The following is a 22782-nucleotide window of genomic DNA, read 5'->3' as shown; positions in this document are numbered from 1 at the left end:
CCCGCGTACTCCTTGCCGTGTCTCGTTCCCCTCCTTTACGAATGAACGGTCCTGCGCCTGTCGGCGGAGGACGAGCAAGCTGACAGCGAATCAGGAGCGTGCGCATGCAGAGCGACCGCGCGGTCGAGGCCAGGACGTACGGTGAGCAGGGGCCGGTGTCGCGCCGGTGGTTCCTGGGTGTCTCCGGTGCGGCCCTCCTCACCGTGGGCTGCAAGGACACCGGTGGGGAGAGCGAGAGCGGCGGGCAGAGCGAGAACGGCGAGAACACATCCGAGCACCGGGCGGTCGTCCCGAGCGGCGCGCTGGGCGCCAACTTCAACGAGGACCCCTCCACCATGGACTTCTCCATGCTGGAGGGCCTCTCCGCGGGCTGGCTGCGCGGCTTCGTGCCCATGCCGGAGATCGACGAGACCGCCCCGGCCGAGCAGGAGGCCATCAAGACGCTGCTGGCCGCGCACGACAAGGGGTACGGCACGATCCTGTCGCTGAAGTTCCCCTACAACCACCGCCCGATGCCCTCGGTGGACAGCGCGGACATGGACGCCGAACTGGCCCGGGTGGACAAGGTGCTGGACGCCGCCATGGGCAAGGCGGACATCCTCGCGATCGCCAATGAGCCCTTCATCGAGAGCCTGGAGAAGGACCACCACGGGACGCTGAACGCCTTCTACGAGAAGGTCGCGCGGCACGTCATCGCGTACCGCGAGAAGCGCTTCGGAGAGCACTGCCGGACACGCCTGTACATGGGCTCCCTCAACCACCTCGACCGGCCCGACTGGCGTACCCAGGCGACCGAGCGCTGGTTGACGTTCGCCCGGGAGACCCCGGAGATCGAGGGCGTGGACATCCACCCGCACGTGGCCGCCATCGAGGACTCGCAGAAGTACCTGGACTACATCCTGCCCAAGCTCCGCCGCGACCAGAAGTTCCTGGTCACCGAGTTCTCCCTGGTCCTGCTGTGGAAGGAGCACATGCGCGACACCATCCCCGCCGAGTTCGCCCGGCGCTACGAGCTGCCCGCGGACACCAAGGTATGGCAGGTGATCAGGCAGGCGACCGAGCACCCCTTCCCGCAGCGGAAGTGGCAGGACTTCCTGTCCATGAGCCCGTGGTTCGAGACCCATAAGCATTACCTGCGGAACCAGATCCAGAAGTTCCGTGACACGGGACAGCTCGCCGTGGCCACCTACGGCGTGGCGCAGGCGCCGGCCATGGTGAAGGACTTCGGACCCGACAAGCAGCCGTGGCTGCTGAACAGCCTGTACTCCAACCTGACCGTCCAGGAAGGCGAGGGCGGAAAGCCCCCGCGGAGCTATAGCTTCTTCGACGACTTCCGCGCCCTGCAACGCGCCGAGGACCGCCGCCCGGTGCGCACGGCCGAAACGACGACGTGAGCCGCGAAAGCAACAGCGCTCCGAGGTGTACCCCGCCGAGCCCGCCACCGGGACGAGCCCGCGGGGGTCACCCCCGCAGGTAGGCGAGAACCGCCAGCACCCTGCGATGGGTCGCGTCGGTCGGGGGAAGGTCCAGCTTGCTGAGGATGTTGCCGATGTGCTTGCCCACGGCCGCGTCGGACACCACCAGTTGGCGGGCGATCGCTCCGTTCGACTTGCCCTCCGCCATCAGGGCCAGGACCTCCCGCTCGCGCGCGGTGAGCCGGGCCAGCGGGTCGCGGCGGCGGCGCAGGAGCTGACGTACCACTTCGGGGTCGACGACCGTGCCGCCGTCCGCGACCTCGCGCAGGGCGTCGACGAACTCCGCCACCTTCCCGACCCGTTCCTTCAGCAGATAGCCGACGCCCGTTCCGTCGCCGGAGTCCAGCAGCTCCGAGGCGTACGCGCGCTGCACATACTGGCTGAGGACCAGGATGGGCAGGGTGGGCCGCGTCTCGCGCAGCCGCACCGCCGCGTGCAGCCCCTCGTCCTGGAACCCGGGAGGCATGCGGACGTCCGTGAGGACGATGTCGGGGGTGTGCTCCTCGACCGCGGCGAGCAGCGCGGGGGCGTCGCCGACGGCCGCGACCACGTCGTGGCCGCAGCGGCCGAGCAGCCCGATGAGCCCTTCCCGCAGCAGCACGCTGTCCTCGGCCAGTACTACGCGTAAGCGCCGGTCCGTTCGCAAGGAAACTCCACACACAACAGGGTCGGTCCGCCCGGCGGGCTGGACAGGGAGAGTCTGCCACCGAGCGCCGACACCCGGTCGCCGAGTCCGGTCAGCCCGCTCCCGGCGCCGGCGTCAGCGCCGCCCCGGCCGTCGTCGCGCACCTGGAGGAACAGCCGTCCGTCGCGGTGCCCGCCGCTCACCTCCGCGCGGCTCGCCCCGCTGTGCCGGTCGACGTTGGTGAGGGCCTCGCGGACCACGAAGTACGCGGCGGCCTCGACCGCCCGGGGCAGCCGTCCGGTCAGCTCCAGATCCACGTCCACGGGAATCACGGAGCGGTCCGCGGCGTCGGCGACCGCCTCGGGGAGGCCGTAGTCCGCGAGGACTTTGGGGTGGATGCCGTGGATGAGTTCGCGCAACTCGACGAGCGCCTTGTCGGCCTCATCGTGGGCCGCGGCGAGCTGGTCGGCGAGCGGTCCGGGCGGGGCGTCCAGGCGGGCCAGGCCGAGCGCCATCGTGAGCGCCACCAGCCGCTGCTGGGCGCCGTCGTGCAGATCGCGTTCGATGCGCCGCCGTTCCGTCTCGAAGGCGTCCACCAACCGCAGCCGGGAGCGGGCGAGTTCGGTGACCTTCGCCCTCAGCTCCTCCTCGCGCGGGGCGATCAGCAGCCGCGTCAGTGCGGCCCTGGCCCCGGCCACGACGCCCAGGACGTAGCCGCACAGGCCCATGAGCACCAGTCCGAGCACGGCGACCGCGAAGGCCACCGGCCAGGAGGTGACGAGCCACTGCTTGAGCACCTTCGTCTCGTGGCCGCCACCGACCGTGGCCATCAGCAGCGGTGTGGCGACCATGGACAGTGGGGCGAGCAGGGCGACGGCGAGGACGAGCGCGTCGACCGGCCACAGCAGCACCGCGAACAGCACGGCGTAGCCCAGCTCCCGCCACGTCGCGCGCTCCCTCATACGGGTCGTCAGCCACCCCCACAGGCCGTAGGCCGCGGGCGCCCGGTGCGGGTCGGGGGCCGGGTCCGGGTCGACCAGGCGCAGCCTGCGCCGTTCCACCCAGGCGACCGGGATCCCGGCGAGCGCGGCGAGGACGAGCAGCGGCAGCCCCACCAGCACGACGGCGAGAACGCCGCCCGCCACGGCCGTGGTCACGATCCCCACGAGGGCGACCGCGCCGGTCACCGCACCGGTGAGCAGGTATCCGGCCGAACGCCACGGCCACGACGACAGCAGGAAGCCCGGCCCGGACATGGCTTGCCACACATTCCGAGGGTGCATGGAGGTCACCGTAGAAGCCCCGTCCGGCCGGTGCCATCGGTCCAGAGGGTGTACCGGAGGTATGCCTGGCCCTACCCCAAGTCTCGGTTCCGCCGTACTGCGCCGTGGTGTCCGCACGCGGTTTCGTGGCGCTCGACGGCCTGGGCCTCCTGGAAGGCCTGGGCATCCTCGACATCCGAATGAGTGGGGACAGATGAACCACGACGCGATCCGATTGCGCTCCGTCAGCAGACACTTCGGCTCCGGCGACGGCGCGGTGACGGCGCTCGACCAGGTCTCGCTCTCCTTTCCCACGGGGACGTTCACCGCCGTCATGGGCCCTTCCGGCTCGGGCAAGTCGACCCTGCTGCAGTGCGCCGCCGGGCTGGACCGCCCCACGTCGGGGTCGGTCACCGTGGGCGGAACCGAGCTGACGACGCTGAGCGAGACCCGGCTGACCCTGCTGCGGCGCAAACGCATCGGCTTCGTGTTCCAGGCGTTCAACCTGCTGCCGTCCCTGACCGCCCAGCAGAACGTGGCGCTGCCCCTGCGGCTCGCGGGCCACCGCCCCTCCGCGGCCCGGGTGCGTGAGGTGCTTCGGCAGGTCGGGCTCGGCGAGCGGGCGCGCCACCGGCCGTCCGAGCTGTCCGGCGGCCAGCAGCAGCGCGTCGCCCTGGCCCGCGCCCTGATCACCCGCCCCGAGGTGCTGTTCGGCGACGAGCCCACCGGTGCCCTCGACACGCGGACCGGCCGCGAGGTGCTGGCCCTGCTGCGCGGCATGGTCGACGGCGAGGGCCAGACGGTCGTCATGGTCACGCACGACCCGGTGGCCGCCTCGTATGCCGACCGAGTGGTCTTCCTGGTCGACGGACGGCTCGGCGGCGAGCTGGCCGGGGCGGGCGCCGACGCCATCGCCGCACGCATGACCACTCTGGAGGACGTGCCGTGCTGAGCGTCGCCCTGAGCACTCTGCGCACGCGCTGGGTCACCTTCGCCGGCAGCTTCGTCGCCCTGTCGCTGGGTGTCGCGCTGATCGCCGTCATGGGCCTGGCCCTCGCCTCGTCGCTTGACGCGCCCGACCGGCGACCCGAGCGGTTCGCCGCCGCGCCGGTGGTGGTCAGGGGAGCCGACGCGCTGCGGGTGCGCACCGAGAGCGGCACCCGGGCGCAGAAGCTCGCGCATCCGCGCGCCGTGCCCGCCGGGGTCGTCGCGCGACTGCGGAGGCTCGGGCCCGTGGTCGAGGACCGGTCGTTCGCCGTACGGGCGCGGGGCGGGCCGGGCGATCTGGTGGGCCACCCCTGGTCCACCGCCGCCTTCGCCCGGTACGAGATCGGCGCGGGGCGCCCGCCCCGCGCGGCCGACGAGGTCGTCATCAGCGGCGACTGGGCGAAGCCGGGCGAGCGCGTACGGACCGGTGACGGCGGCACCGTACGGGTCGTCGGGACCGTACGGGGGCCCGGAAACGCCGCCGGGCGCGGCTTCGAGAACGCCGTCTTCTACGCCGACGAGCGCGCCGCCCGCCTGTCGCCGCGCAGCGGCCAGCTCGTCGTGAACGCCGAGGCGGCAGCCGTGCGGGCGGCGGTGCGCGGCAGCGAGGGTGCCCACGTCCTCACCGGGGACGCGCGCCGCCTCGCCGACCCCGATCCGGACCGGGACCGCGAAGCGCTCACCGCGATGAACGCCCTGTTCGGCACGGCGGGCGGTGTCACCGGCTTCGTGTCGGTGTTCGTGGTGGCATCCACGTTCGCGTTCGCGGTGGCCCAGCGGCGCCGGGAGTTCGGGCTGCTGCGCACGGCCGGGGCGACCCCGGGGCAGCTGCGCCGGATGGTGTTCGGCGAAGCCCTCATGGTCGGGGTCCTCGCCTCGGCCACCGGCTGTCTGCTCGGCGCGTACGGTGCGCCACGGCTGGCCCGGTGGGTGGTCGACGGCGGTGTCGCGCCCGGCTGGTTCGCCATCGGCGACCACATCTGGCCGTACCACGTGGCCTTCTGGACCGGTCTGCTCGTGTCGCTGTGCGGTGTGGCGGCCGCGTCCCGGCGGGCGGGCCGCACCCGCCCCGCCCAGGCACTGCGCGAGGCATCCGTGGACACCGGGTCGATGCCCCGGGGACGGTGGCTGTCCGGTCTGGCCCTGCTGGTGACCACCGTCGTCACCTTGTGCCTGGCCCTGGTCACCGACCCGGGAGACCTGCTGCACCGGAAGAGCTATGTGAGCCGCCCGATGCTGCTCATCACCGCGGTGGCGCTGCTCGCTCCGGCCCTGGTGCGCCCGCTGACCCGGCTGGTCGCCTGGCTCCCGGCCCAACTCCCGGGTGCGGGCGGCATGCTGGTGCGGGAGAACGCCGCCGCCGGTGTGCGCCGCACCGCCGCGATCGTGGCGCCCGTGCTCGTCACGGTCGCCCTCACCGGCTCGCTTCTGGGCGCCACCGCGACGCTGAACGAGGTGAAGGCCACCGAAGTCCGCGAGCGGACGGCGGCCGACTTCGTCGTCACCCCGGCAGCCGGAGCGGCCTTCGACGCGGCGACCCTGCGAAGGCTGCGCGCCGTACCCGGCGCCGAGGTGTCCGCGACCGCGCCGAGCGCCGTCTACGTTTTGGAGGACGGGGTGTCCCTCATGAGGTCCGAGGCCCGCGCCGCCGACCCCGGCCCGCTCGCCGCCACCACCCGGCTGCCGGTCGAAGCCGGGAACGCACGCGATCTCGACGACGACTCGATCATCGTCAATGGTGAGTGGCAACAGCACACCGTGGGCCGACGGGTCCATGTGTGGCTCGGCGACGGCACCCGGAAGTGGCTGCGGATCGCCGCGGTGATGGCCATCGGCACCGGCGGCAACGGCGTCTACGTCACTCCGCGCAACGCCCCGGGCGCGACCGTCGACCGGGTGGACGTCACCCTCGCCGACGGCGCCGACGCGAGCGCCGTGGCCACCGGGCTGCGGAAGGCGTTGCGCACCGCGGGCGGGCGGGTCCTCGGCAAGGGCCAATGGGTGGCGGCGAGTTACCCCGAGACCAACGACACGACCCGGATCGGCCTCCTGCTGGTCCTCGGCATCGCCCTCCTCTACACCGGCATCTCCCTGGCCAACACGATGGCCATGGCCACCTCCGACCGCGTCCGCGACCTCGCCGTGCTGCGGCTGGCCGGGGCCACCCCGTGGCAACTGCTGCGGCTCGTGGGCGCCGAGGCGCTGATGGTGGTCGCGGTCGGCGCGGTTCTGGGCGTCCTGGTGGCCGGGCTCAACCTGATGGGCATGGGCAGCGCTCTGGCCCTGCTGTCGGCGCCGACCACGATCCGGTTCCCCTGGACGGCCGTCGCCGCGGCCGTGGGCGTATGCGCGCTGCTCGCCGTGGTCGCGTCCGTCGTCCCCGCCGCACTCGCCCTGCGCGGTCGGCTCAGCGGCACCCGGTGAGATGTTCGGGGGTGGCGGGCTGGGGTCGGCCCGGTCGTCGTGCCGACCGCGTCCAGGCCGTGATCATGGCGTACGACACCGGGCTGGTCAGGGCGAAGCCATAGGGCGTGTCCGTGGCACGTCGCATACTGGCCTCATGGCGTCCTGCGTCCATGGCCCGCCCGCGACGGCCGGGACTCCGCGTGGCGGCGTCAGAACTGCTTCTCGCCACCGTCGACGTACAGGGTGGTGCCGAACATGAAGCTGCTGTCCGCGGAGGCGAGGAAAGCCACGGCGGCGGCGACCTCCTCCGGGCGTCCCATCCGGCCGATCGGCACTCCCGTCGCGAGGCCGGCCTTGGCGGCGGCCGCGTTCTCCGCGCCGACGGCGGCGTCGACTCCGGGGGTGTCGACCGCGCCCGGCGCGACCGTGTTGACCCGGATGCCCCTGCCCTTCAGCTCGTTGGCCAAGGTCCGCGCGAGGGACCGGACCGCGGCCTTCGACGCCGAGTACAGGCCGAAGTTCTCCCAGCCGTCGTCGGCGCGGATCGAGTCGTTCAAGATCACCGAGGCGCCGTCATCGAGCAGCGGCAGCGCCTTCTGCACGGTGAGCAGCGTGCCCCGGACGTTGATGCCGAAGATCTGGTCGAACTGTTCCTCGGTGGCCTGCTCCAGCGGCGCGAGCGTGGCCAGGCCCGCGTTCGCGAACAGCACGTCCAGGCCGCGGCCGCGGTCACGGACCGCGTCGTAGAGCCGGTCCAGGTCGCCCGGCACCGCTATGTCGCCCGGCACCGCGGTGACCGCGGAACCGATCGACTCGACGGCTTTTTCGAGCGCGTCCTCGCGTCGGCCGGTGATGAACACGTGGGCGCCCTCGGACGCCAGCCGCGCGGCGGTGGCCAGGCCGATCCCGGTGCTGCCGCCGGTGACGACCGCGGTCTTGCCTTCCATCTGTCCCATGGCTTTGAACTCCCCAAAATTAGATACCGATCGGTGCAGAACACGACTGTAGCACTTCTGCACCGATCGGTATCGGGAAGGTAGGATGGGGCCGTGGAGATCACCCGGAAAGCACCGATCGGCCGGCCGAGAGGCTTTGACGCGGACGAGGCCCTGGAGCGGGCGATGATGGTCTTCTGGGAGCAGGGCTACGAGGGCGCCAGCCTGACCGACCTGACCAGCGCCATGGGCATCACCCGCAAGAGCATGTACGCGGCCTTCGGCAACAAGGAGGAACTGTTCCACAAGGCCCTGGAGCGCTACACCGAAGGCCCCGCCGCCTATGCGGCCCGCGCGATGGAGAAGCCGAGCGCCCGGGAGGTGGCCACGGCGTTCCTCACCGGCTCGGTCAACACGACCACCCGCCCCGGCTGCCCCGCCGGATGCCTGGGCGTACAGGGCTCGCTGGCCGCAGGCGACTCCGGACGGGTGGCCCAGGACACCCTGACCGCCTGGCGCGATGACGGCCGTGCGCGCCTCCGCCACCGGTTCCAGCAGGCCGTCGACGAGGGTGATCTGCCCCCCGGCGCGGACCCGGAACTGCTCGCCCGATACATCATGACCGTGGCGAACGGCATCGCCGTCCAGGCCGCCGGCGGCGCCACCCGCTCCGAACTCCAGCAGGTGGCCGACGTGGCGCTGCGGAACTGGCCACCCGTCTGACCCGGCGTTGCCCGCTTCATCGGCCGATTCGGCTGACGCGGCCTATTCCGCGCCGCCGCCCTGCCGGGAGGCGGCTTCGCTCGCGCGCCGTGCCCGGCGCGCGCGGATCACCGCGGCGTGCAGCTTCGGCCGGATCTCCTTGGGAAGCCGACCGCTGTGCGCCCACCGCAGAATGTGCCGGGCGACCTCGCGCACCTTGATGTTGGTGTGCTGGGAGACTTCCCGGAGCACGTTCCAGCCCTCGTCGGGCCGCAGGCCCGTCACCGCGATCAGCACTCCGATCGCCTGGTCGATCACGGCGTGCGAGACCACCGCCCGGCGGAGCTGGTCGACTTCTTCCTGAAGGGCGGCGGCCTTCTCCTCCGGATCCTTCTCGTCGGTCATGTGTCCGGCCGTCATCTCCACTTCCGTCCCGCGGTCACGATGTCCACGGACGTCAGCGCCGTGTTGCTCTGCTCCCACCCTGGGACCGCGACAGCCGCCGGGACCAGACGCGTAGCGAACGGCATCGCGGGCAGCAGTCCAGAAAACGAAACGGACAACGCCACCATGCAGACCCTCACCTTCGACAGTGACGACCTCGAACAGACCGAGGAGTTCCTCAGCCGCGCCTACGCCAAGATGCACATCGGCAACGGCACTCCGGAGACCAGCCGGGCGCGCGTCTCGCGCAGCGCCATCGATTCCCTCAGCATCGACGAGCTGGATCTGAACTTCGACATGAGCTACGCCGTCACGCCGCTGGGCCGGATCTGTCTGTGCCTCGTCCACGAGGGCACCATCCAGAAACACACGTTCCAGGGGGTCGAGGACTCGTTCGGCCCCGGTGACGTGGTGTCGTTCGCCCCGCCGGAGCTGCCCTACGCGGGACGCATCTGCAGCGCCCGCTACAACATCACCATGCTGGACCCCGCCCTGCTCGATCAGGTGGCCGCCACCGCCGACAGAGCCGATACCGGCCCGGTCCGCCTCATCGGACACCGACCCCACTCCCCCGCCGCGGCGCGGCGGTTACGGGAGACGATCGTCTACGTGCGCGACCATGTCCTGAGCGAGCCCGCCGTGGCCGGGCAGCCGCTGGTCGCCTCCACCGCCGCGCAGCACCTGGCCGCGAGCGTCCTGACCACGTTCCCCAACACCGCGCTCACCGAGCCCACCGCGTCGGACGGCCGGGACGCGCACCCGGCCATGCTGCGCCGCGCTCTGGCCTACATCGACGACCACGCCGACCGGCCCGTCACCGTCGCGGGCATCGCCGCCGCGGCACGCGTCACCGTGCGCGCACTGCAGTACGCCTTCCGCCGGCATCTGGACACCACGCCGCTCGCCCATCTGCGCCGGGTACGTCTCTCCCGCGCCCACCACGACCTGCTGAACGCCACCCCCGAGGGGGAGGCCACCGTCACCGAGATCGCCGCCCGGTGGGGCTTCTGGCACCCGGGCCGCTTCGCCGCCGTCTACCGGGAGGCGTACGGCCGGTCACCACGCCGGACGCTCCACGACTCATGACGACGCGTCACCTCCGCGACGCGAGCGCGCCTCTCCGCCCACCGGAAGCACAGGCGGGCGGAGAGGCGCCGGGTCACGACATCAGCCGATGTTGAAGTCGACGTTGCTCACGTACCAGGCGTCGTCGATCTTGGTGGACTCCACCTTGACGTCCAACTGCCCCGGCTTCAGCCCGGTGGAGTTCGACAGGATGACCTTGTCGAGCGTCTGCCCGTCGACGGTGACCTTGTCGGCGGGAACCACCGTCTTGTCACCGGTGGCCGGGACCTTGGCGACGTTCACCTTCGGCTCACCCGTGGACTGCTTGGGCGTGAACGACTCACGGAACCGCCCGACGTTCTTGCGCATTTCCCGTGCCTCGGGCGCGTTGCTGTTACACCGCGAGGGGGTGCCCGGCTGAGCGGACGACGAACCGGTGGCCGGTTGCGCCATCACCAGGCACGCCCGCTTCGGCTGCCCCTTGATGACCGCGGTCACCCACGTGGCAACCGCCTCCTCGGCCGTGGCATGGCGGGGGGCCGAGGACTGCGAATCCGCCGAACCCTCCCCCTTCTTCTCTCCCTGCTGCGCCTTCCCCGGCTCGGCAGCGGTCGAACTGTTCGCCGCCGGGTTCTTCTCCGCGCCGGATTCCGATTCCGCCTCCTTCGAGCAGCCCGTGACACCCACGACGGCCGCCACCACCGCGGCCCCCGCGATCCAGCCGGCGGCCCTGTTTCCGTAACGCACTGACACCCTTTCAGGGGTCCTTCCAGTAGACATCCATACGGTCCGATGTCACCCCGAGGCATCTCTCGCCGAGACACCACATCGACCATGGAGACGATACGGGCCGCCGAACGGTTCACCACCGGAGGGGCGAGCCGAGGCGTCTCAGGGTGCTGTGCTGTGTCACCGATGAGCGGTGGGAACGCTTCCATGAGAGTCGTGTTCATGTCAGGATGGAACGTCACATGGGAGCGCTCCCACTCTCTGACTCATCGAGGAGAGACATGCCCCTTACCCAACGACGCGGCCGACGCCGAGCCTCGGTGCTCGGGTTATTGGCCGCCACCGTCATGACGATGGCCGGAACCGCGAGTGCCGCGACCGGCCCCGCTCAGGAGCAGACGACTCAGGAGCAGAAGGCTCAGAAGCAGGCGGCTCAAGGGCAGGCGGCTCAGGGCCAGTCGGCGACCGGCTCCGTCAGAGCCTCCACCCTGGGCGCGCAGGCCGCCCAGTCCGGGCGGTACTTCGGGGCCGCCGTGGCCGCGGGCAAGCTCGGCGACGGCACGTACTCGGCCATCCTGAACCGTGAGTTCAACATGGTCACGCCCGAGAACGAGATGAAATGGGACACCGTCGAGCGGTCCCGCGGCTCGTTCAACTTCGGCCCCGCCGACCAGATCGTGGGCCAGGCCACCTCACATGGCCAGCGCCTACGGGGGCACACCCTGGTCTGGCACTCCCAACTGCCCGGCTGGGTCAGCTCCATCGGCGACGCGAACACCCTGCGCAGCGTGATGAACAACCACATCACCACCACGGTGTCCCACTACAAGGGCAAGATCTACGCCTGGGACGTGGTGAACGAGGCGTTCGCCGACGGCGGCAGCGGTCAGCACCGCGCCTCGGTGTTCCAGAACCTGCTGGGCGACGGCTTCATCGAGCAGGCCTTCCGCACCGCCCGGTCGGCCGACCCGGCGGCCAAGCTCTGTTACAACGACTACAACATCGAGAACTGGACCGACGCGAAGACCCAGGGCGTCTACCGCATGGTGCGCGACTTCAAGGCGCGCGGGGTGCCCATCGACTGCGTGGGCTTCCAGGCCCACTTCGGCACCGGCGGACCGCCCAGCAGCTTCCAGACCACCCTGTCCAACTTCGCCGCCCTCGGCGTGGACGTGCAGATCACCGAGCTGGACATCGCGCAGGCGCCGGCGAACGCGTACACGAACACGGTCCGGGCCTGCATGAACGTCCCGCGCTGCACCGGCATCACGGTCTGGGGCATCCGGGACCGCGACTCCTGGCGCGCCGGGGAGAACCCCCTGCTCTTCGACAACAACGGCAACAAGAAGGCGGCGTACAACGCCACGCTGACCGCGCTCGGCGGCACCCCCGCGGTCACCACCAAGGCCACGCCCGCACCGGCCGCCTCGCTGCCCAGCAGCTTCCGGTGGAACTCCAGCGGAATCCTGATGTCCCCGAAGCCGGACGCCACCCACAACATCGCCGGGCTCAAGGACCCGACCGTGGTCCGCTACAACGGCAAGTGGCACGTCTTCGCCAGCGTGGCCAGTTCCTCCGGGTACAGCCTGGTGTACCTGAGCTTCACCGACTGGTCCCAGGCGGCCTCGGCCACCCACTACTACCTGGACCGGACAGCCATCGGCACCGGTTACCGGGCCGCGCCGCAGGTGTTCTACTTCGCGCCGCAGAACAAGTGGTACCTGGTGTACCAGACGGGCAACGCCTCGTACTCCACCAACTCCGACATCAGCAACCCCAACGGCTGGAGCGCCCCGCGCAACTTCTACTCCTCGATGCCGGACATCATCAAGCAGAACATCGGCAACGGCTACTGGGTGGACATGTGGGTGATCTGTGACAGCGCCAACTGCTACCTGTTCTCCTCCGACGACAACGGACATCTGTACCGCTCGCAGACGACCCTGGCCCAGTTCCCGAACGGATTCACCAACACCGTCATCGCGGCCCAGGACTCCAACAAATACGCGATGTTCGAAGCGAGCAACGTCTACAAGGTGCAGGACAGCAACCAGTACCTCCTGATCGTCGAAGCCATCGGATCGGACGGCAAACGCTACTTCCGGTCCTGGACCTCCGGCAGCATCGCCGGTTCGTGGACGCCCCTGGCCGCCTCCGAGAGCAACCCCCTGGCCCGGGCCAGCAACACCGCCTTCCCCGCGGGCACCTGGACCAAGGACATCAGCCACGGCGAGATGATCCGCGCCGGAACCGACCAGACCCTCACCATCAACCCGTGCCGGCTGCAGTACCTCTACCAGGGCAAGGACCCCAACGCCGGTGGCGACTACAACAGCCTGCCCTGGCGCCTCGGCCTGCTCACCCAGACCAACTCCACCTGCTGATCCACCGGCAACACCGCACACAGGCGCGGGACCGGGCCGGTCCCGCGCCCGCACCGTCCGCACGGTCTACAGGAGGCCCGGAGCGGGCGGCGCGGTACGGCGGGGAAGCCGGGCCCGGAAGACGGTGGCTCCCGGCCTGCTGGTCAGCGTGATCGTGCCGCCGTGCGCCGCGACCACGGCCCGGACGATCGCCAGCCCCAGACCCGTACCGCCGCCCGCCCGCGACCGGCCGGGATCGGCGCGGGCGAACCGCTCGAACACCTCGCCCTGGAGCGTGGCCGGGACGCCCGGACCGTCGTCCGCCACCGTCAGCTCGGCATGGCCGTCCGCCACCGCGAGCCGCACCGTGACCCGGGTTCCGGCCGGGGTGTGGGTCCGGGCGTTGGCCAGCAGATTGCCGATCACCTGCTGGAGCCGGTGCTCGTCGCCGAGCACGGTCACCGGCTCCTCGGCCAGCTCCAGCGTCCAGTGGTGGCCGGGCCCGGCGGCCCGCACGTCGCCCGTCGCGTCCAGCACCACCCGGGTCAGATCCACCGGGCGGCGGGCCAGCGGCCGCCCCGCGTCCAGCCGGGCGAGCAGCAGCAGATCGTCGACGAGCGTGGACATCCGCTCCGACTCGGCCTGGATCCGCTCCAGCGCGTGCCGCACCTCCTCCGGTACCGGCCCCGGGTGGCGCAGCGCCAGCTCGGCGTGGCCACGGACGGAGGCCACCGGGGTGCGCAGTTCGTGGCTGGCGTCCGCGGAGAAGTGCCGCAGCCGTTCCTCACTCGCCTGGCGGCGGGCCAGCGCGTCCCCGACGTGGCCGAGCATACGGTTCAGTGCGGTGCCCACCTGCCCCACCTCGGTGCGTGGGTCGGCGTCCGGTACGGGCGGGGGCATGGCCACCTCACCGCTGGCGAGCGGCAGCTCGGCCACTCCGGCGGCGGTCGTGGTCACCCGCCGCAGCGGCCGGAGCGACAGCCGTACCCACAGCGCCCCGGCCACCCCGGTGACCAGCAGCGCGCTGCCGAAGACCACGGCTTCCACGGTCTCCAGCCGGTGCACGGTCTCCTCCACCGGGCGCAGCGGCAGGCCGGTGATCAGGACGTCGCCGTCGTCCCCCCGTACCGCGGCCACCCGGTAGCCGCCGAGCCCGGACAGGTGCACGGTGTGGCCGCCGCCGTCCACCGGCACCCCCGCCAGGACCCGCCGGTCGGCGCCGGTCAGCGGTACGGCGGCATCCGTCTGGTCGCGCACCACCGCCGCGTCGGTCGTCGTGCCGTGCAGCAGCCGGGCCCCGAAGGTGCGGTCCGACTGGCCACGGGTGTCGGGCCGGTTGTCGGCGTCCGGGGGCCGCTCGGCGTGCTCCAGGCTGGCCGGGAACCGGCCGCCGGCCGCCGTGAGCTGCTGGTCCAGCCGGCGCACCAGGAACCCTTCGAGGGCGAACACCGTGGTCAGCCCCACCGTCAGGGACGCCACCGCCAGCAGCACCACCAGCCCGGCGGTCAGCCGGGCACGCAGCGTACGGAGAAGCCACCGGGCCGGTCCTGCCAGGAGCGGCCGCCTCACGGAGCCTCCGCCTTCAAGACGTAGCCGACCCCGCGCACGGTGTGGATCAGCGGCGCCCGCCCCGCGTCGATCTTCTTGCGCAGATAGCTGATGTACAGCTCGACCACATGGGCCTGGCCACCGAAGTCGTAGCTCCACACCCGGTCCAGGATCTGCGCCTTGGACAGCACCCGCCGGGGGTTGCGCATCAGGAACCGCAGCAGCTCGAACTCGGTGCGGGACAGCTCCACGGCCACTCCCCCGCGGGTCACCTCCCGGGCCTGCTCGTCCATCACCAGATCCCCGACCACCAGCCGGTCGTCGCCGGGCTCCCGGGCCATCCCGGCCCGGCGCAGCAGCCCGCGCAGCCGGGCCAGCACCTCCTCCAGGCTGAACGGCTTGGTCACGTAGTCGTCGCCGCCAGCCGTGATCCCCGCGATCCGGTCCTCCACCGCGTCGCGCGCGGTCAGGAACAGCACGCACACGTCCGGCAGCTCCGCCCGCACCGCGCGCAGCAGCGCGAGCCCGTCGGTGTCCGGCAGCATCCAGTCGAGCACCACCGCGTCCGGGTGGAAGGCCCGTACGGCAGCCAGCGCGGACGCGCCGTCGGCGGCGGTACGGGCCTCCCAGCCCTCGTAGCGCAGCGCCCCCGACAGCACCTCGGTCAGATCGGGCTCGTCGTCGACGACGAGGACGCGGACCCGGGCGCCGTCGGGCCGCAGCAGAAAACGGCCGGTGGTGTGCGTATCCATGATGAATCAAGCATCCCTCGTGCCGCGCCGTGCCGAGGTCCGCCCTTCCTCTGAGTTTCCTCTGAATCCGAGGCGCCCGGGGCCGTTCATAGGGTCCTCAGAGCTTCGCCGGGGAGTCTGGCCGGGCCATCCGCCGAGAGGACTCCCATGACCATGACGACACCGCCGCGGGCCCCGGCCATGGCCCGCCCCTCCCGGTCGGCGCCACGCCCGCCCAGCCCCGTCCCGGCCCTCGCTCACCTGCTGATCTGGGGCGGGGCCGCCGCCGTCCTGGCGCTGTGGTGGAGCGACACCACCTCCGTGGTCGGCGCCGCGGGCTGGGTCACCGGCGCCGGACGGATCACCGGGCTGCTGGCCGGTTACGCGTGCGCGATGCTGCTGATGCTGATGGCGCGGGTACCGCTGCTGGACCGTGCCGTCGGCACCGACCGGCTGGCCCGCTGGCACGCCATGGGCGGCCGCTACACGATCTCCCTCGCGTCCGCCCATGTCCTGCTGATCATCTGGGGCTACTCCCTCGAATCGCACACCGGCGTCGTGGATCAGACCACCACCCTGGTCCTCCACTACCCGGACCTGCTCAAGGGCACGATCGGCTTCCTGCTGTTCCTGATCACCGGGATCGTGTCCGCACGCGCGGTGCGCCGCCGGGTGGCGTACGAGACCTGGCACTTCCTGCACTTCGCGACCTATCTGGCGGTGTTCCTGGTCTTCGGGCACCAGCTCTCCAACGGCGCCGACTTCACCGGCAACCGCCCCGCCCAGCTCGCCTGGTACGGCCTCTACCTCGGGGTGGCGGCGCTGCTGGCCTGGTACCGGTTCGCCGTCCCGGTGCGCCGGGCGCTGCGCCACCGGCTGTACGTCGCCGAGGTCCGGCCCGAGGCCCCGGGCATCGTGTCGCTGTACCTGTCGGGCAGCGGGCTGGAGGAGCTGCGCGCCGAGCCCGGCCAGTTCTTCCGCTGGCGGTTCCTGGCCCGGGGCATGTGGTGGGCGGCCAACCCCTACTCCCTGTCCGCCGCCCCGCACCCGGCGTACCTGCGCATCACCGTCAAGGCGTCCGGCGGCCACAGCGCGGCGCTCGCCCGGCTGCGGCCCGGCACGCGGGTGCTGGCCGAGGGGCCGTACGGGGCCTTCACAGCGCGCCGCCGGCGTGCCGCCAAGACCCTGCTGCTCGGCGGCGGTGTGGGCATCACCCCGCTGCGCACGCTCTTCGAGACGCTGCCCGGCGAGGTGACCCTGATCTACCGGGCCCGGCGCCCCGAGGACCTGGCGCTGCGCGGCGAGATCGACGCGCTCGCCGCCGCGCGCGGGGCGGCCGTCCACTACGTCGTCGACGAGCCCGCCGCGTACTCCTCACCGCTGACCCCGGAGGCGCTGCGCGGTCTGGTGCCCGATCTCGCCGAGCGCGACGTCTATCTGTGCGGGCCGCCCGCGATGACCGAGGTGGCGGTCACGGCCCTGCGCGGGGCCGGGGTGCCGCGTCGGCACATCCACCACGAGTCGTTCTCGTTCTGACCTCGATGAACAGGAGCCAGGCCGTGCGCAAAGCCGCCGTGACCACCGTCTCGACGGTGGCGGGAGTGATCCTGCTGCTGTCGCTCAAACCGCACCAGAGCCCCGCCGCGACCGTGGCGGGGTCCTCACCGTCGGCATCGCCGTCCAGCACCGGATCCGCCTCGCCCTCCCCGTCCGCCACCCACACCCCGGGCGGCGCCTCCGGCACCTCCGGCACCTTCACGGGAAGCGTGATCAACACCTCGTACGGGCCGGTCCAGGTGTCCGTCACGCTCTCGCGCGGCAGGATCACCGAGGTCAAGGCGCTCCGGACACCGTCCGACCGGCCCCGGTCCCAGGAGATCGCCGCAACTGCCGTGCCACAGCTCACCCGTGAGGCGCTGAGCGCCCAGAGCGCGCACATCGACGCGGTCTCCGGCGCCACCTACACCAGCGAGGGGTACACCCGGTCCCTGCAGAGCGCACTGGACAAGGCCGGTGTCTGAGGCGTCCGCCCCCGCGCGGGGACTGCGCCACGTCGAGCACGCCATGGGCACGGTGTTCTCCTTCGACCTCCGCGACCCGGTCACCCCATCCGTCCACCAGGCCCTGAAGGAGGCCGTGGCCTGGCTGCACCATGTGGACGAGGTGTTCTCCACCTACCGGCCCGACAGCGCGATCAGCCGCCTCGGCCGCGGCGAGCCGGTCCCGGAGCGGTACCGGCCCGAGGTGGCCGAGGTGTTCGCGCTGTGCGAGGACGCGGCGGGCGCCACCGGCGGCTGGTTCAGCCACACCCCGGCCGGCCGGCTCGACCCGTCCGGGATGGTCAAGGGCTGGGCGATCGAACGGGCCTCGCAGATGCTGTACGAGGCGGGCGCGCCCAACACGTGCGTCAACGGCGGCGGCGACATCCAGGCGCGCGGCGAGGCCGCCCCCGGCACACCGTGGCGGATCGGCATCGCCCACCCCACCCGCCCCGGCGAGCTGGCCGCCGTGGTCACCGGCCGCGATCTGGCCGTCGCCACCTCGGGAACGGCCGAACGCGGCACCCACGTCACGGACCCGCACACCGGCGAGCCCGCCACCGCCCTGGCCTCCCTCACCCTGACCGGCCCCGGCCTCACCCGGACCGACGCCTACGCCACGGCCGCGTTCGCCATGGGCACCGGGGCCCGCGCCTGGACCGAGGCGCTGGACGGGTACGAGGCGCTGGGCATCACCGTGACGGGCGAGGTCTGGAGCACCGCCGGTTTCCCCGGGGCCTGACGCACATACAGCGTGACGGGCTCGGTCAGCCCAGGAAGCTCAACCGGACCTGACGGTTGGGGTTGTCCCGGTTCGTGTCGACCAGGCACACCGACTGCCACGTGCCGAGGGCCAGCCTGCCGCCGAGGACGGGGAGCGTGGCGTGGGGCGGGACGATGGCCGGGAGGACGTGGTCGCGGCCGTGGCCCGGGGAGCCGTGGCGGTGGCGCCAGCGGTCGTCGGCGGGGAGGAGGTCGCGGAGGGCGGCGAGGAGGTCGGTGTCACTGCCGGCGCCCGTTTCCAGGATCGCGATACCCGCAGTGGCGTGCGGGACGAACACATTGAGCAGGCCATCGCCGCCCTGAGCCACCTCGCGCAGATACGCCTCACAGTCCGCGGTGAGGTCGGCGACGGTCTCGGAGGTGCCGGTGGTGATGTCGAGCGTGTGGGTGCGGAAAGTAGCCATGACTCCATCCTCGTACGTGCTGCTGTAAAACTGCCGCAACAAAGGTCCGAGGGGCAAGACGGCGTTGACCCGGGCCGGACCCGCTGGCTAGCTTCAGGGGCATGTCTACGTCAGCCCTGCTCACCACGCGCGGTCACATCGACCTGCTGCGGGTGGCGTCCGCCACGTGTCCCGGCGCCTGCTGACCTTCTCTCACCTCTCTCTCCTTCTCGCTCTCGCCGTGCCGCGCTGATGTCGCGCGGGTACCGAGGCGTACCCCTTTTCTGGAGCCCGAAGTGTCCCCGGTTCTTCTCGAACCGGTCGTGCCCCTGTCCGCGCGCCGCCGCACCGTACCCCGCTGGCTGCGCCGCACGACCGGTCCCTTGTTTCTGCTGGTGCTCTGGCAGGTGTGCAGCGCGACCGGCGTGCTGCCCTCCGACGCGCTCGCCTCGCCCGGCACCATCGCCGGTACCGCCTCCGGCCTGTTCCAGGACGGCACGCTGCCGCACGCCATGCTGGTGTCGGTGCAGCGGGTGCTGAACGGGCTGCTGATAGGCGGGGTCGTCGGCGTCGGGCTGGCGCTGATCTCCGGTCTGTCGCGGCTCGGTGAGGACCTGGTCGACGCGACCGTGCAGATGCTGCGCAGCATCCCCTGGGTCGGGATGATCCCGCTGTTCATCATCTGGATGGGCATCGGCGAGGCGCCGAAGATCGCGCTGATCGCGCTCGGTGTCGCCTTCCATCTGTATCTGAACGTGTACGCGGGCATCCGCGGCGTGGACGCGCAGCTCATCGAGGCCGGGAACTCCCTCGGGCTCGGGCGCTGGGGGCTGATCCGCCATGTGGTGCTGCCGGGGGCGCTGCCCGGGGCCATGACCGGGCTGCGGTATTCGCTGGCCACCGCCTGGCTGGCGCTGGTCTTCGGCGAGACCATCAACGCCGATGACGGGATCGGCTTCCTGCTCAACCGTGCGCGGGAGTTCTTCCAGACCGACGTGATCGTGGTCTGCCTCATCGTCTACGCCGTCCTCGGCCTGCTCGCCGATTTCATCGTCCGCACTCTGGAGAGGCTGCTGCTGCAATGGCGACCGACCTTCACCGGCAAGTGACACACCGGGAGACGACTGACGCGGCCGTACGGGTCGGCTCGCTCACCCGCTCCTTCGACGGCCGGGCCGTCATCGACAACCTCGAACTGACCGTCCGGAAGGGCGAGTTCGTGGCGCTCCTCGGCCGCAGTGGCTGCGGCAAGTCGACGCTGTTGCGCGTACTGGCCGGGCTCGACCGGGAGATCGAGGGCGAGGTGCTGGTGCCGCGGCGCAAGGCCGTCGCCTTCCAGGCGCCGCGGCTGATGCCGTGGAAGCGGGTGTGGCGCAATGTGCTGCTCGGGCTTCCCGGCCGCCCCGGGCGGGACGTCGCCGAGAAGGCGCTCCGGGAGGTCGGTCTCGGCCACCGGACCGACGCCTGGCCCAAGACGCTGTCCGGTGGCGAGGCGCAGCGTGCCTCGCTCGCCCGGGCGCTGGTGCGCGAACCCGATCTGCTGCTGCTCGACGAGCCGTTCGGCGCGCTGGACGCGCTCACCCGGATCACGGCCCAGCGGCTGGTGGCCGACCTGTGGCAGAGCCGCGGCTGCGCGGTGCTGCTGGTGACGCACGACGTCGAGGAGGCGTTGCTGCTCGCCGACCGGGTGCTGGTGATGGACGGCGGTGTCATCGCGCACGAGATCCGGGTGGACCGCGACCGCCCGCGTGACATCGCCGATCCGTACCTCGCCGAACTGCGCACCGAACTGCTGGACCGGCTGGGCGTGGAAGCCCCGGAGCCGGCCGAGGTCGAGAAGGTCGCGTAACCGCACCTCACACCCTCTTTGTACGTCCCTCACGAACGGAAACCCGCTGCCATGCGACGGCGTATCGTCCCCGCCCTGCTCCTCCCTCTCCCCCTGCTGCTGTCCGCATGCGTCAGCTCGCACTCGGCCGACAAGTCCGGCGCCGCCGGCAACACCGACGGCAAGGGCGATGTGACCCTCAACGTCGGCGACCAGAAGGGCAACGACGAGGCGGTGCTGCGCGCCGCCGGCGAATTGAAGAACCTGCCCTACAAGATCAAATGGTCGACGTTCACCTCCGGTCCGCCGATCCTGGAGGCGGTCAGCGCCAAGGCGGTGGACATCGGCGGGGTCGGCAACACCCCACCGGTCTTCGCCGCGGCCGCCAAGTCCCACATCAAGGTGGTCGGCGCCAAGCACGGTACGACCGACGGCGAGGCGATCCTGGTCAGGAAGGACTCGCCGCTGAAGAAGACCGCCGACCTCAAGGGCAAGACGGTGGCGGTGGCACAGGGCAGTTCGGCCAACTACCAGCTGGTCGCCTCGCTCCGTAAGGTCGGCCTGTCCATCAAGGACGTCAAGGTGAGCTACCTGCAGCCCGCCGACGCACTGGCCGCGTTCAGCCGCGGCAAGGTGGACGCCTGGGCCATCTGGGACCCGTACACCGCCCAGGCGCAGCGCCAGACCCACGCGCGGGTCCTCACCACCGGCAAGGGCGTGACCAACGGCCTCAACTTCCAGGTCGCCAACCCCTCCTCCCTCGACGACAAGAAGAAGACGAAGGTCATCAAGGACTACCTGGAGCGGCTGCGGCGCGCCCAGAAGTGGGTCTACAAGCACCCCGAGGCGTGGGCCAAGGTGTGGGGCCGGGAGACCGGGCTGCCGTACGAGGTGGCGCTGGACGCCGTGAAGCGGACCAACGGCACCCGGGTGTACACCGCCGTCGACAAGTCCGCCATCGCCTCCGAGCAGGAGATCGCGGACACCTTCGCCGAGCTGAAGCTCACCCCGCGCCGCTTCCACTTCGCCGACTACGTGGACACCCGCTTCAACGGCGGTCTGCCGCCGTCCAGCACCGCGCCGCGCACCTTCGGAAAGGGCTCCTGATGTCCGTCCGCCTGCACTGGTTCCTGCCGACGGGCGGCGATGGGCGCACCCTCGTCGACCGGCACGCCTACAGCGGTGGCGACCGCTCGCGCATCACCCCGGTGAGCGGTGTCCGGACGCCGGACATCGACTACCTCACGCAGATCGCCAAGGCCGCCGAGCATCTGGGGTTCGAGGCGGTGCTCACCCCGACCGGCACCTGGTGCGAGGACGCGTGGCTGACGACGGCCGCGCTCGCCCAGCACACCGAACGGCTGAAGTTCCTGGTGGCCTTCCGGCCGGGGCTGATCTCACCGGTGCTGGCGGCGCAGATGGCCGCCACGTACCAGCGGATCACCCGCGGGCGGCTGCTGCTCAACATCGTCACCGGCGGCGACTCCGCCGAGCAGCGGCGCTTCGGCGACCATCTCGACCACGACCAGCGGTACGCGCGCACGGCGGAGTTCCTGGAGGTCGTCCGGGGTGTGTGGGGCGGCAAGCCCTACGACTTCGACGGCGAGCACTACCGGATCGGGGGCGGGCTGACCGCGGTGCCGCCCGACCCGCTGCCGCAGATCTTCTTCGGTGGCTCCTCCCCGGCCGCCGGACCGGTCGCCGCCCGGCACACGGACGTCTATCTCACCTGGGGCGAACCGCCCGCCCAGGTCAAGGAGAAGATCGACTGGATCCGGGGCCTGGCGGAGCGGGAGGGCCGCGAGGTCCGCTTCGGCATCCGGCTGCACACCATCGCCCGCGACTCCTCGCACGAGGCGTGGGCCGTCGCCGACCGGCTGCTGGACCACCTCGACCCGGAGACAATCGCCTCCGCGCAGCAGGCGCTGGGGCGCAGCGAGTCGGTCGGCCAGCAGCGGATGCTGGCGCTGCACGGCGGCTCACGCGACCAGTTGGAGATCGCGCCCAATCTGTGGGCTGGGGTCGGGCTGGTGCGCGGCGGCGCGGGAACGGCGCTGGTCGGCAGCCATGCGGAGATCGCCGACCGGATCGAGGAGTACCACGCGCTGGGCATCGAGCACTTCGTGCTGTCGGGCTATCCGCATCTGGAGGAGGCGTACTGGTTCGGCGAGGGCGTGACCCCGGAGCTGGCGGCACGCGGCCTGCTGACGGACGCCCGCCCGGCCCCGGGGACGGGCGCCGCACCGCTGCTGGTCGCCGGGGGCCGCTGACGGACGAGGCTCACCGCCCAGCGGCGCCTCCGGGCGCCGCTGGGCGGCTCCAGTTCTGGTCCACCGACGGCGACTTGGCTCCCTTGCACCCGTAAGGTGACACTCGTAAGGTGACACACGTGACCTTGAGTGGGAACGGAAAGCCCTACGGGACGAGGATGCTGAGGGGCTTCGCCGGATCGTCGTGCCCGATGGTTCGGCCGCGGG

Annotated in this window: 22 protein-coding genes; 14 read left to right on the top strand and 8 right to left on the bottom strand. The window is 71.6% G+C overall.

Annotation, left to right across the window (positions count from 1 at the left end; all coding sequences use genetic code 11):
• The first annotated feature begins 104 nt into the window (after positions 1 to 104).
• Complete coding sequence (locus ACFZCY_RS34060; protein WP_391182072.1) at positions 105 to 1394, top strand: hypothetical protein; 1290 nt, start codon at positions 105 to 107, stop codon at positions 1392 to 1394.
• A 67-nt stretch (positions 1395 to 1461) separates the two neighbouring features.
• On the opposite strand, the gene ACFZCY_RS34055 is transcribed toward ACFZCY_RS34060, so the two are convergent.
• Together ACFZCY_RS34055 and ACFZCY_RS34050 are read right to left on the bottom strand one after the other, a co-directional pair.
• Positions 1462 to 2121, bottom strand: coding sequence for a response regulator (locus ACFZCY_RS34055; RefSeq protein ID WP_391182069.1), 660 nt, complete (start codon positions 2119 to 2121; stop codon positions 1462 to 1464).
• On the bottom strand, positions 2094 to 3383 hold the full coding sequence (locus tag ACFZCY_RS34050) for a sensor domain-containing protein (RefSeq protein ID WP_391182067.1): 1290 nt from the start codon (positions 3381 to 3383) through the stop codon (positions 2094 to 2096). The genes ACFZCY_RS34055 and ACFZCY_RS34050 overlap by 28 nt, the downstream gene beginning before the upstream one ends.
• Before the next feature lie 193 nt (positions 3384 to 3576).
• Between ACFZCY_RS34050 and ACFZCY_RS34045 the strand changes: the two genes are divergently transcribed.
• Together ACFZCY_RS34045 and ACFZCY_RS34040 are read left to right on the top strand one after the other, a co-directional pair.
• Complete coding sequence (locus tag ACFZCY_RS34045; protein ID WP_391182065.1) at positions 3577 to 4314, top strand: ATP-binding cassette domain-containing protein; 738 nt, start codon at positions 3577 to 3579, stop codon at positions 4312 to 4314.
• Positions 4308 to 6773: an FtsX-like permease family protein gene (locus ACFZCY_RS34040; RefSeq protein ID WP_391182062.1), complete on the top strand. Its 2466-nt coding sequence runs from the start codon at positions 4308 to 4310 to the stop codon at positions 6771 to 6773. The genes ACFZCY_RS34045 and ACFZCY_RS34040 overlap by 7 nt, the downstream gene beginning before the upstream one ends.
• Positions 6774 to 6964: 191 nt before the next feature.
• On the opposite strand, the gene ACFZCY_RS34035 is transcribed toward ACFZCY_RS34040, so the two are convergent.
• Positions 6965 to 7711, bottom strand: coding sequence for an SDR family oxidoreductase (locus ACFZCY_RS34035; protein WP_391182059.1), 747 nt, complete (start codon positions 7709 to 7711; stop codon positions 6965 to 6967).
• Positions 7712 to 7804: 93 nt separating this feature from the next.
• Between ACFZCY_RS34035 and ACFZCY_RS34030 the strand changes: the two genes are divergently transcribed.
• Entirely contained in the window at positions 7805 to 8413 is a 609-nt protein-coding gene (locus ACFZCY_RS34030) for a TetR family transcriptional regulator (protein WP_391182057.1), read from the top strand.
• A gap of 42 nt (positions 8414 to 8455) precedes the next feature.
• On the opposite strand, the gene ACFZCY_RS34025 is transcribed toward ACFZCY_RS34030, so the two are convergent.
• Positions 8456 to 8812: an ANTAR domain-containing protein gene (locus ACFZCY_RS34025; RefSeq protein ID WP_391182055.1), complete on the bottom strand. Its 357-nt coding sequence runs from the start codon at positions 8810 to 8812 to the stop codon at positions 8456 to 8458.
• A gap of 150 nt (positions 8813 to 8962) precedes the next feature.
• On the opposite strand from ACFZCY_RS34025, the gene ACFZCY_RS34020 reads away from it, so the two are divergent.
• Entirely contained in the window at positions 8963 to 9922 is a 960-nt protein-coding gene (locus ACFZCY_RS34020; RefSeq protein ID WP_391182052.1) for a helix-turn-helix domain-containing protein, read from the top strand.
• A gap of 81 nt (positions 9923 to 10003) precedes the next feature.
• Here ACFZCY_RS34020 and ACFZCY_RS34015 read toward each other — a convergent pair whose 3' ends face one another.
• Positions 10004 to 10654 (bottom strand): hypothetical protein, encoded by a 651-nt coding sequence (locus tag ACFZCY_RS34015; protein ID WP_391182050.1) that lies wholly within the window; start codon positions 10652 to 10654, stop codon positions 10004 to 10006.
• A 257-nt stretch (positions 10655 to 10911) separates the two neighbouring features.
• On the opposite strand from ACFZCY_RS34015, the gene ACFZCY_RS34010 reads away from it, so the two are divergent.
• Positions 10912 to 13014, top strand: a complete 2103-nt coding sequence (locus ACFZCY_RS34010; RefSeq protein ID WP_391182047.1) for a non-reducing end alpha-L-arabinofuranosidase family hydrolase — start codon at positions 10912 to 10914, stop codon at positions 13012 to 13014.
• 66 nt (positions 13015 to 13080) lie between these two features.
• On the opposite strand, the gene ACFZCY_RS34005 is transcribed toward ACFZCY_RS34010, so the two are convergent.
• Positions 13081 to 14562 (bottom strand): ATP-binding protein, encoded by a 1482-nt coding sequence (locus ACFZCY_RS34005; protein WP_391182044.1) that lies wholly within the window; start codon positions 14560 to 14562, stop codon positions 13081 to 13083.
• On the bottom strand, positions 14559 to 15293 hold the full coding sequence (locus ACFZCY_RS34000) for a response regulator (protein ID WP_391182041.1): 735 nt from the start codon (positions 15291 to 15293) through the stop codon (positions 14559 to 14561). The genes ACFZCY_RS34005 and ACFZCY_RS34000 overlap by 4 nt, the downstream gene beginning before the upstream one ends.
• A gap of 147 nt (positions 15294 to 15440) precedes the next feature.
• Between ACFZCY_RS34000 and ACFZCY_RS33995 the strand changes: the two genes are divergently transcribed.
• The 3 genes from ACFZCY_RS33995 to ACFZCY_RS33985 are packed head-to-tail and all read left to right on the top strand — an operon-like array spanning position 15441 to position 18053.
• Positions 15441 to 16808 (top strand): ferric reductase-like transmembrane domain-containing protein, encoded by a 1368-nt coding sequence (locus tag ACFZCY_RS33995; protein ID WP_391182038.1) that lies wholly within the window; start codon positions 15441 to 15443, stop codon positions 16806 to 16808.
• A gap of 23 nt (positions 16809 to 16831) precedes the next feature.
• On the top strand, positions 16832 to 17293 hold the full coding sequence (locus ACFZCY_RS33990; protein WP_391182034.1) for an FMN-binding protein: 462 nt from the start codon (positions 16832 to 16834) through the stop codon (positions 17291 to 17293).
• A gap of 43 nt (positions 17294 to 17336) precedes the next feature.
• A complete protein-coding gene (locus ACFZCY_RS33985; protein ID WP_391182282.1) occupies positions 17337 to 18053 on the top strand; it encodes an FAD:protein FMN transferase in 717 nt (238 codons plus the stop codon).
• 25 nt (positions 18054 to 18078) lie between these two features.
• On the opposite strand, the gene ACFZCY_RS33980 is transcribed toward ACFZCY_RS33985, so the two are convergent.
• On the bottom strand, positions 18079 to 18498 hold the full coding sequence (locus tag ACFZCY_RS33980; protein WP_391182031.1) for a YjbQ family protein: 420 nt from the start codon (positions 18496 to 18498) through the stop codon (positions 18079 to 18081).
• A 101-nt stretch (positions 18499 to 18599) separates the two neighbouring features.
• On the opposite strand from ACFZCY_RS33980, the gene ACFZCY_RS33975 reads away from it, so the two are divergent.
• The 5 genes from ACFZCY_RS33975 (at position 18600) to ACFZCY_RS33955 (ending at position 22575) form a co-directional block, all read left to right on the top strand.
• The gene (locus ACFZCY_RS33975; protein WP_370593019.1) at positions 18600 to 18683 is read left to right on the top strand and encodes a putative leader peptide; all 84 of its coding nucleotides are present in this window, start codon (positions 18600 to 18602) and stop codon (positions 18681 to 18683) included.
• A 90-nt stretch (positions 18684 to 18773) separates the two neighbouring features.
• Positions 18774 to 19586 (top strand): ABC transporter permease subunit, encoded by an 813-nt coding sequence (locus tag ACFZCY_RS33970; protein WP_391182029.1) that lies wholly within the window; start codon positions 18774 to 18776, stop codon positions 19584 to 19586.
• Positions 19559 to 20326 (top strand): ATP-binding cassette domain-containing protein, encoded by a 768-nt coding sequence (locus ACFZCY_RS33965; protein WP_391182027.1) that lies wholly within the window; start codon positions 19559 to 19561, stop codon positions 20324 to 20326. Before ACFZCY_RS33970 ends, ACFZCY_RS33965 begins: the two co-directional genes overlap by 28 nt.
• Positions 20327 to 20377: 51 nt before the next feature.
• Positions 20378 to 21412 carry an aliphatic sulfonate ABC transporter substrate-binding protein gene (locus tag ACFZCY_RS33960; RefSeq protein ID WP_391182024.1) on the top strand — a complete coding sequence of 345 codons (1035 nt, stop codon included), beginning with the start codon at positions 20378 to 20380 and terminating at the stop codon, positions 21410 to 21412.
• Positions 21412 to 22575, top strand: coding sequence for an LLM class flavin-dependent oxidoreductase (locus tag ACFZCY_RS33955; RefSeq protein WP_391182022.1), 1164 nt, complete (start codon positions 21412 to 21414; stop codon positions 22573 to 22575). Before ACFZCY_RS33960 ends, ACFZCY_RS33955 begins: the two co-directional genes overlap by 1 nt.
• The last annotated feature ends 207 nt before the right edge of the window (positions 22576 to 22782 follow it).

Origin of the sequence: Streptomyces sp. NPDC007983 (assembly GCF_042958345.1) — a bacterium.
Lineage (GTDB): Bacteria > Actinomycetota > Actinomycetes > Streptomycetales > Streptomycetaceae > Streptomyces.
This window is presented reverse-complemented; position numbering and strand designations above follow the sequence as displayed.

Excerpts from the sequence above, each read along its gene's own strand:
- ACFZCY_RS34060 (WP_391182072.1), top strand. The coding sequence starts at position 105 with ATGCAGAGCGACCGCGCGGTCGAGGCCAGGACGTACGGTGAGCAGGGG.
- ACFZCY_RS34050 (WP_391182067.1), bottom strand. The coding sequence starts at position 3,383 with ATGCACCCTCGGAATGTGTGGCAAGCCATGTCCGGGCCGGGCTTCCTG.
- ACFZCY_RS34045 (WP_391182065.1), top strand. The coding sequence starts at position 3,577 with ATGAACCACGACGCGATCCGATTGCGCTCCGTCAGCAGACACTTCGGC.
- ACFZCY_RS34035 (WP_391182059.1), bottom strand. The coding sequence starts at position 7,711 with ATGGGACAGATGGAAGGCAAGACCGCGGTCGTCACCGGCGGCAGCACC.
- ACFZCY_RS34025 (WP_391182055.1), bottom strand. The coding sequence starts at position 8,812 with ATGACGGCCGGACACATGACCGACGAGAAGGATCCGGAGGAGAAGGCC.
- ACFZCY_RS34020 (WP_391182052.1), top strand. The coding sequence starts at position 8,963 with ATGCAGACCCTCACCTTCGACAGTGACGACCTCGAACAGACCGAGGAG.
- ACFZCY_RS34010 (WP_391182047.1), top strand. The coding sequence starts at position 10,912 with ATGCCCCTTACCCAACGACGCGGCCGACGCCGAGCCTCGGTGCTCGGG.
- ACFZCY_RS34000 (WP_391182041.1), bottom strand. The coding sequence starts at position 15,293 with ATGGATACGCACACCACCGGCCGTTTTCTGCTGCGGCCCGACGGCGCC.
- ACFZCY_RS33995 (WP_391182038.1), top strand. The coding sequence starts at position 15,441 with ATGACCATGACGACACCGCCGCGGGCCCCGGCCATGGCCCGCCCCTCC.
- ACFZCY_RS33985 (WP_391182282.1), top strand. The coding sequence starts at position 17,337 with ATGGGCACGGTGTTCTCCTTCGACCTCCGCGACCCGGTCACCCCATCC.
- ACFZCY_RS33980 (WP_391182031.1), bottom strand. The coding sequence starts at position 18,498 with ATGGCTACTTTCCGCACCCACACGCTCGACATCACCACCGGCACCTCC.
- ACFZCY_RS33975 (WP_370593019.1), top strand. The coding sequence starts at position 18,600 with ATGTCTACGTCAGCCCTGCTCACCACGCGCGGTCACATCGACCTGCTG.
- ACFZCY_RS33965 (WP_391182027.1), top strand. The coding sequence starts at position 19,559 with ATGGCGACCGACCTTCACCGGCAAGTGACACACCGGGAGACGACTGAC.
- ACFZCY_RS33960 (WP_391182024.1), top strand. The coding sequence starts at position 20,378 with ATGCGACGGCGTATCGTCCCCGCCCTGCTCCTCCCTCTCCCCCTGCTG.
- ACFZCY_RS33955 (WP_391182022.1), top strand. The coding sequence starts at position 21,412 with ATGTCCGTCCGCCTGCACTGGTTCCTGCCGACGGGCGGCGATGGGCGC.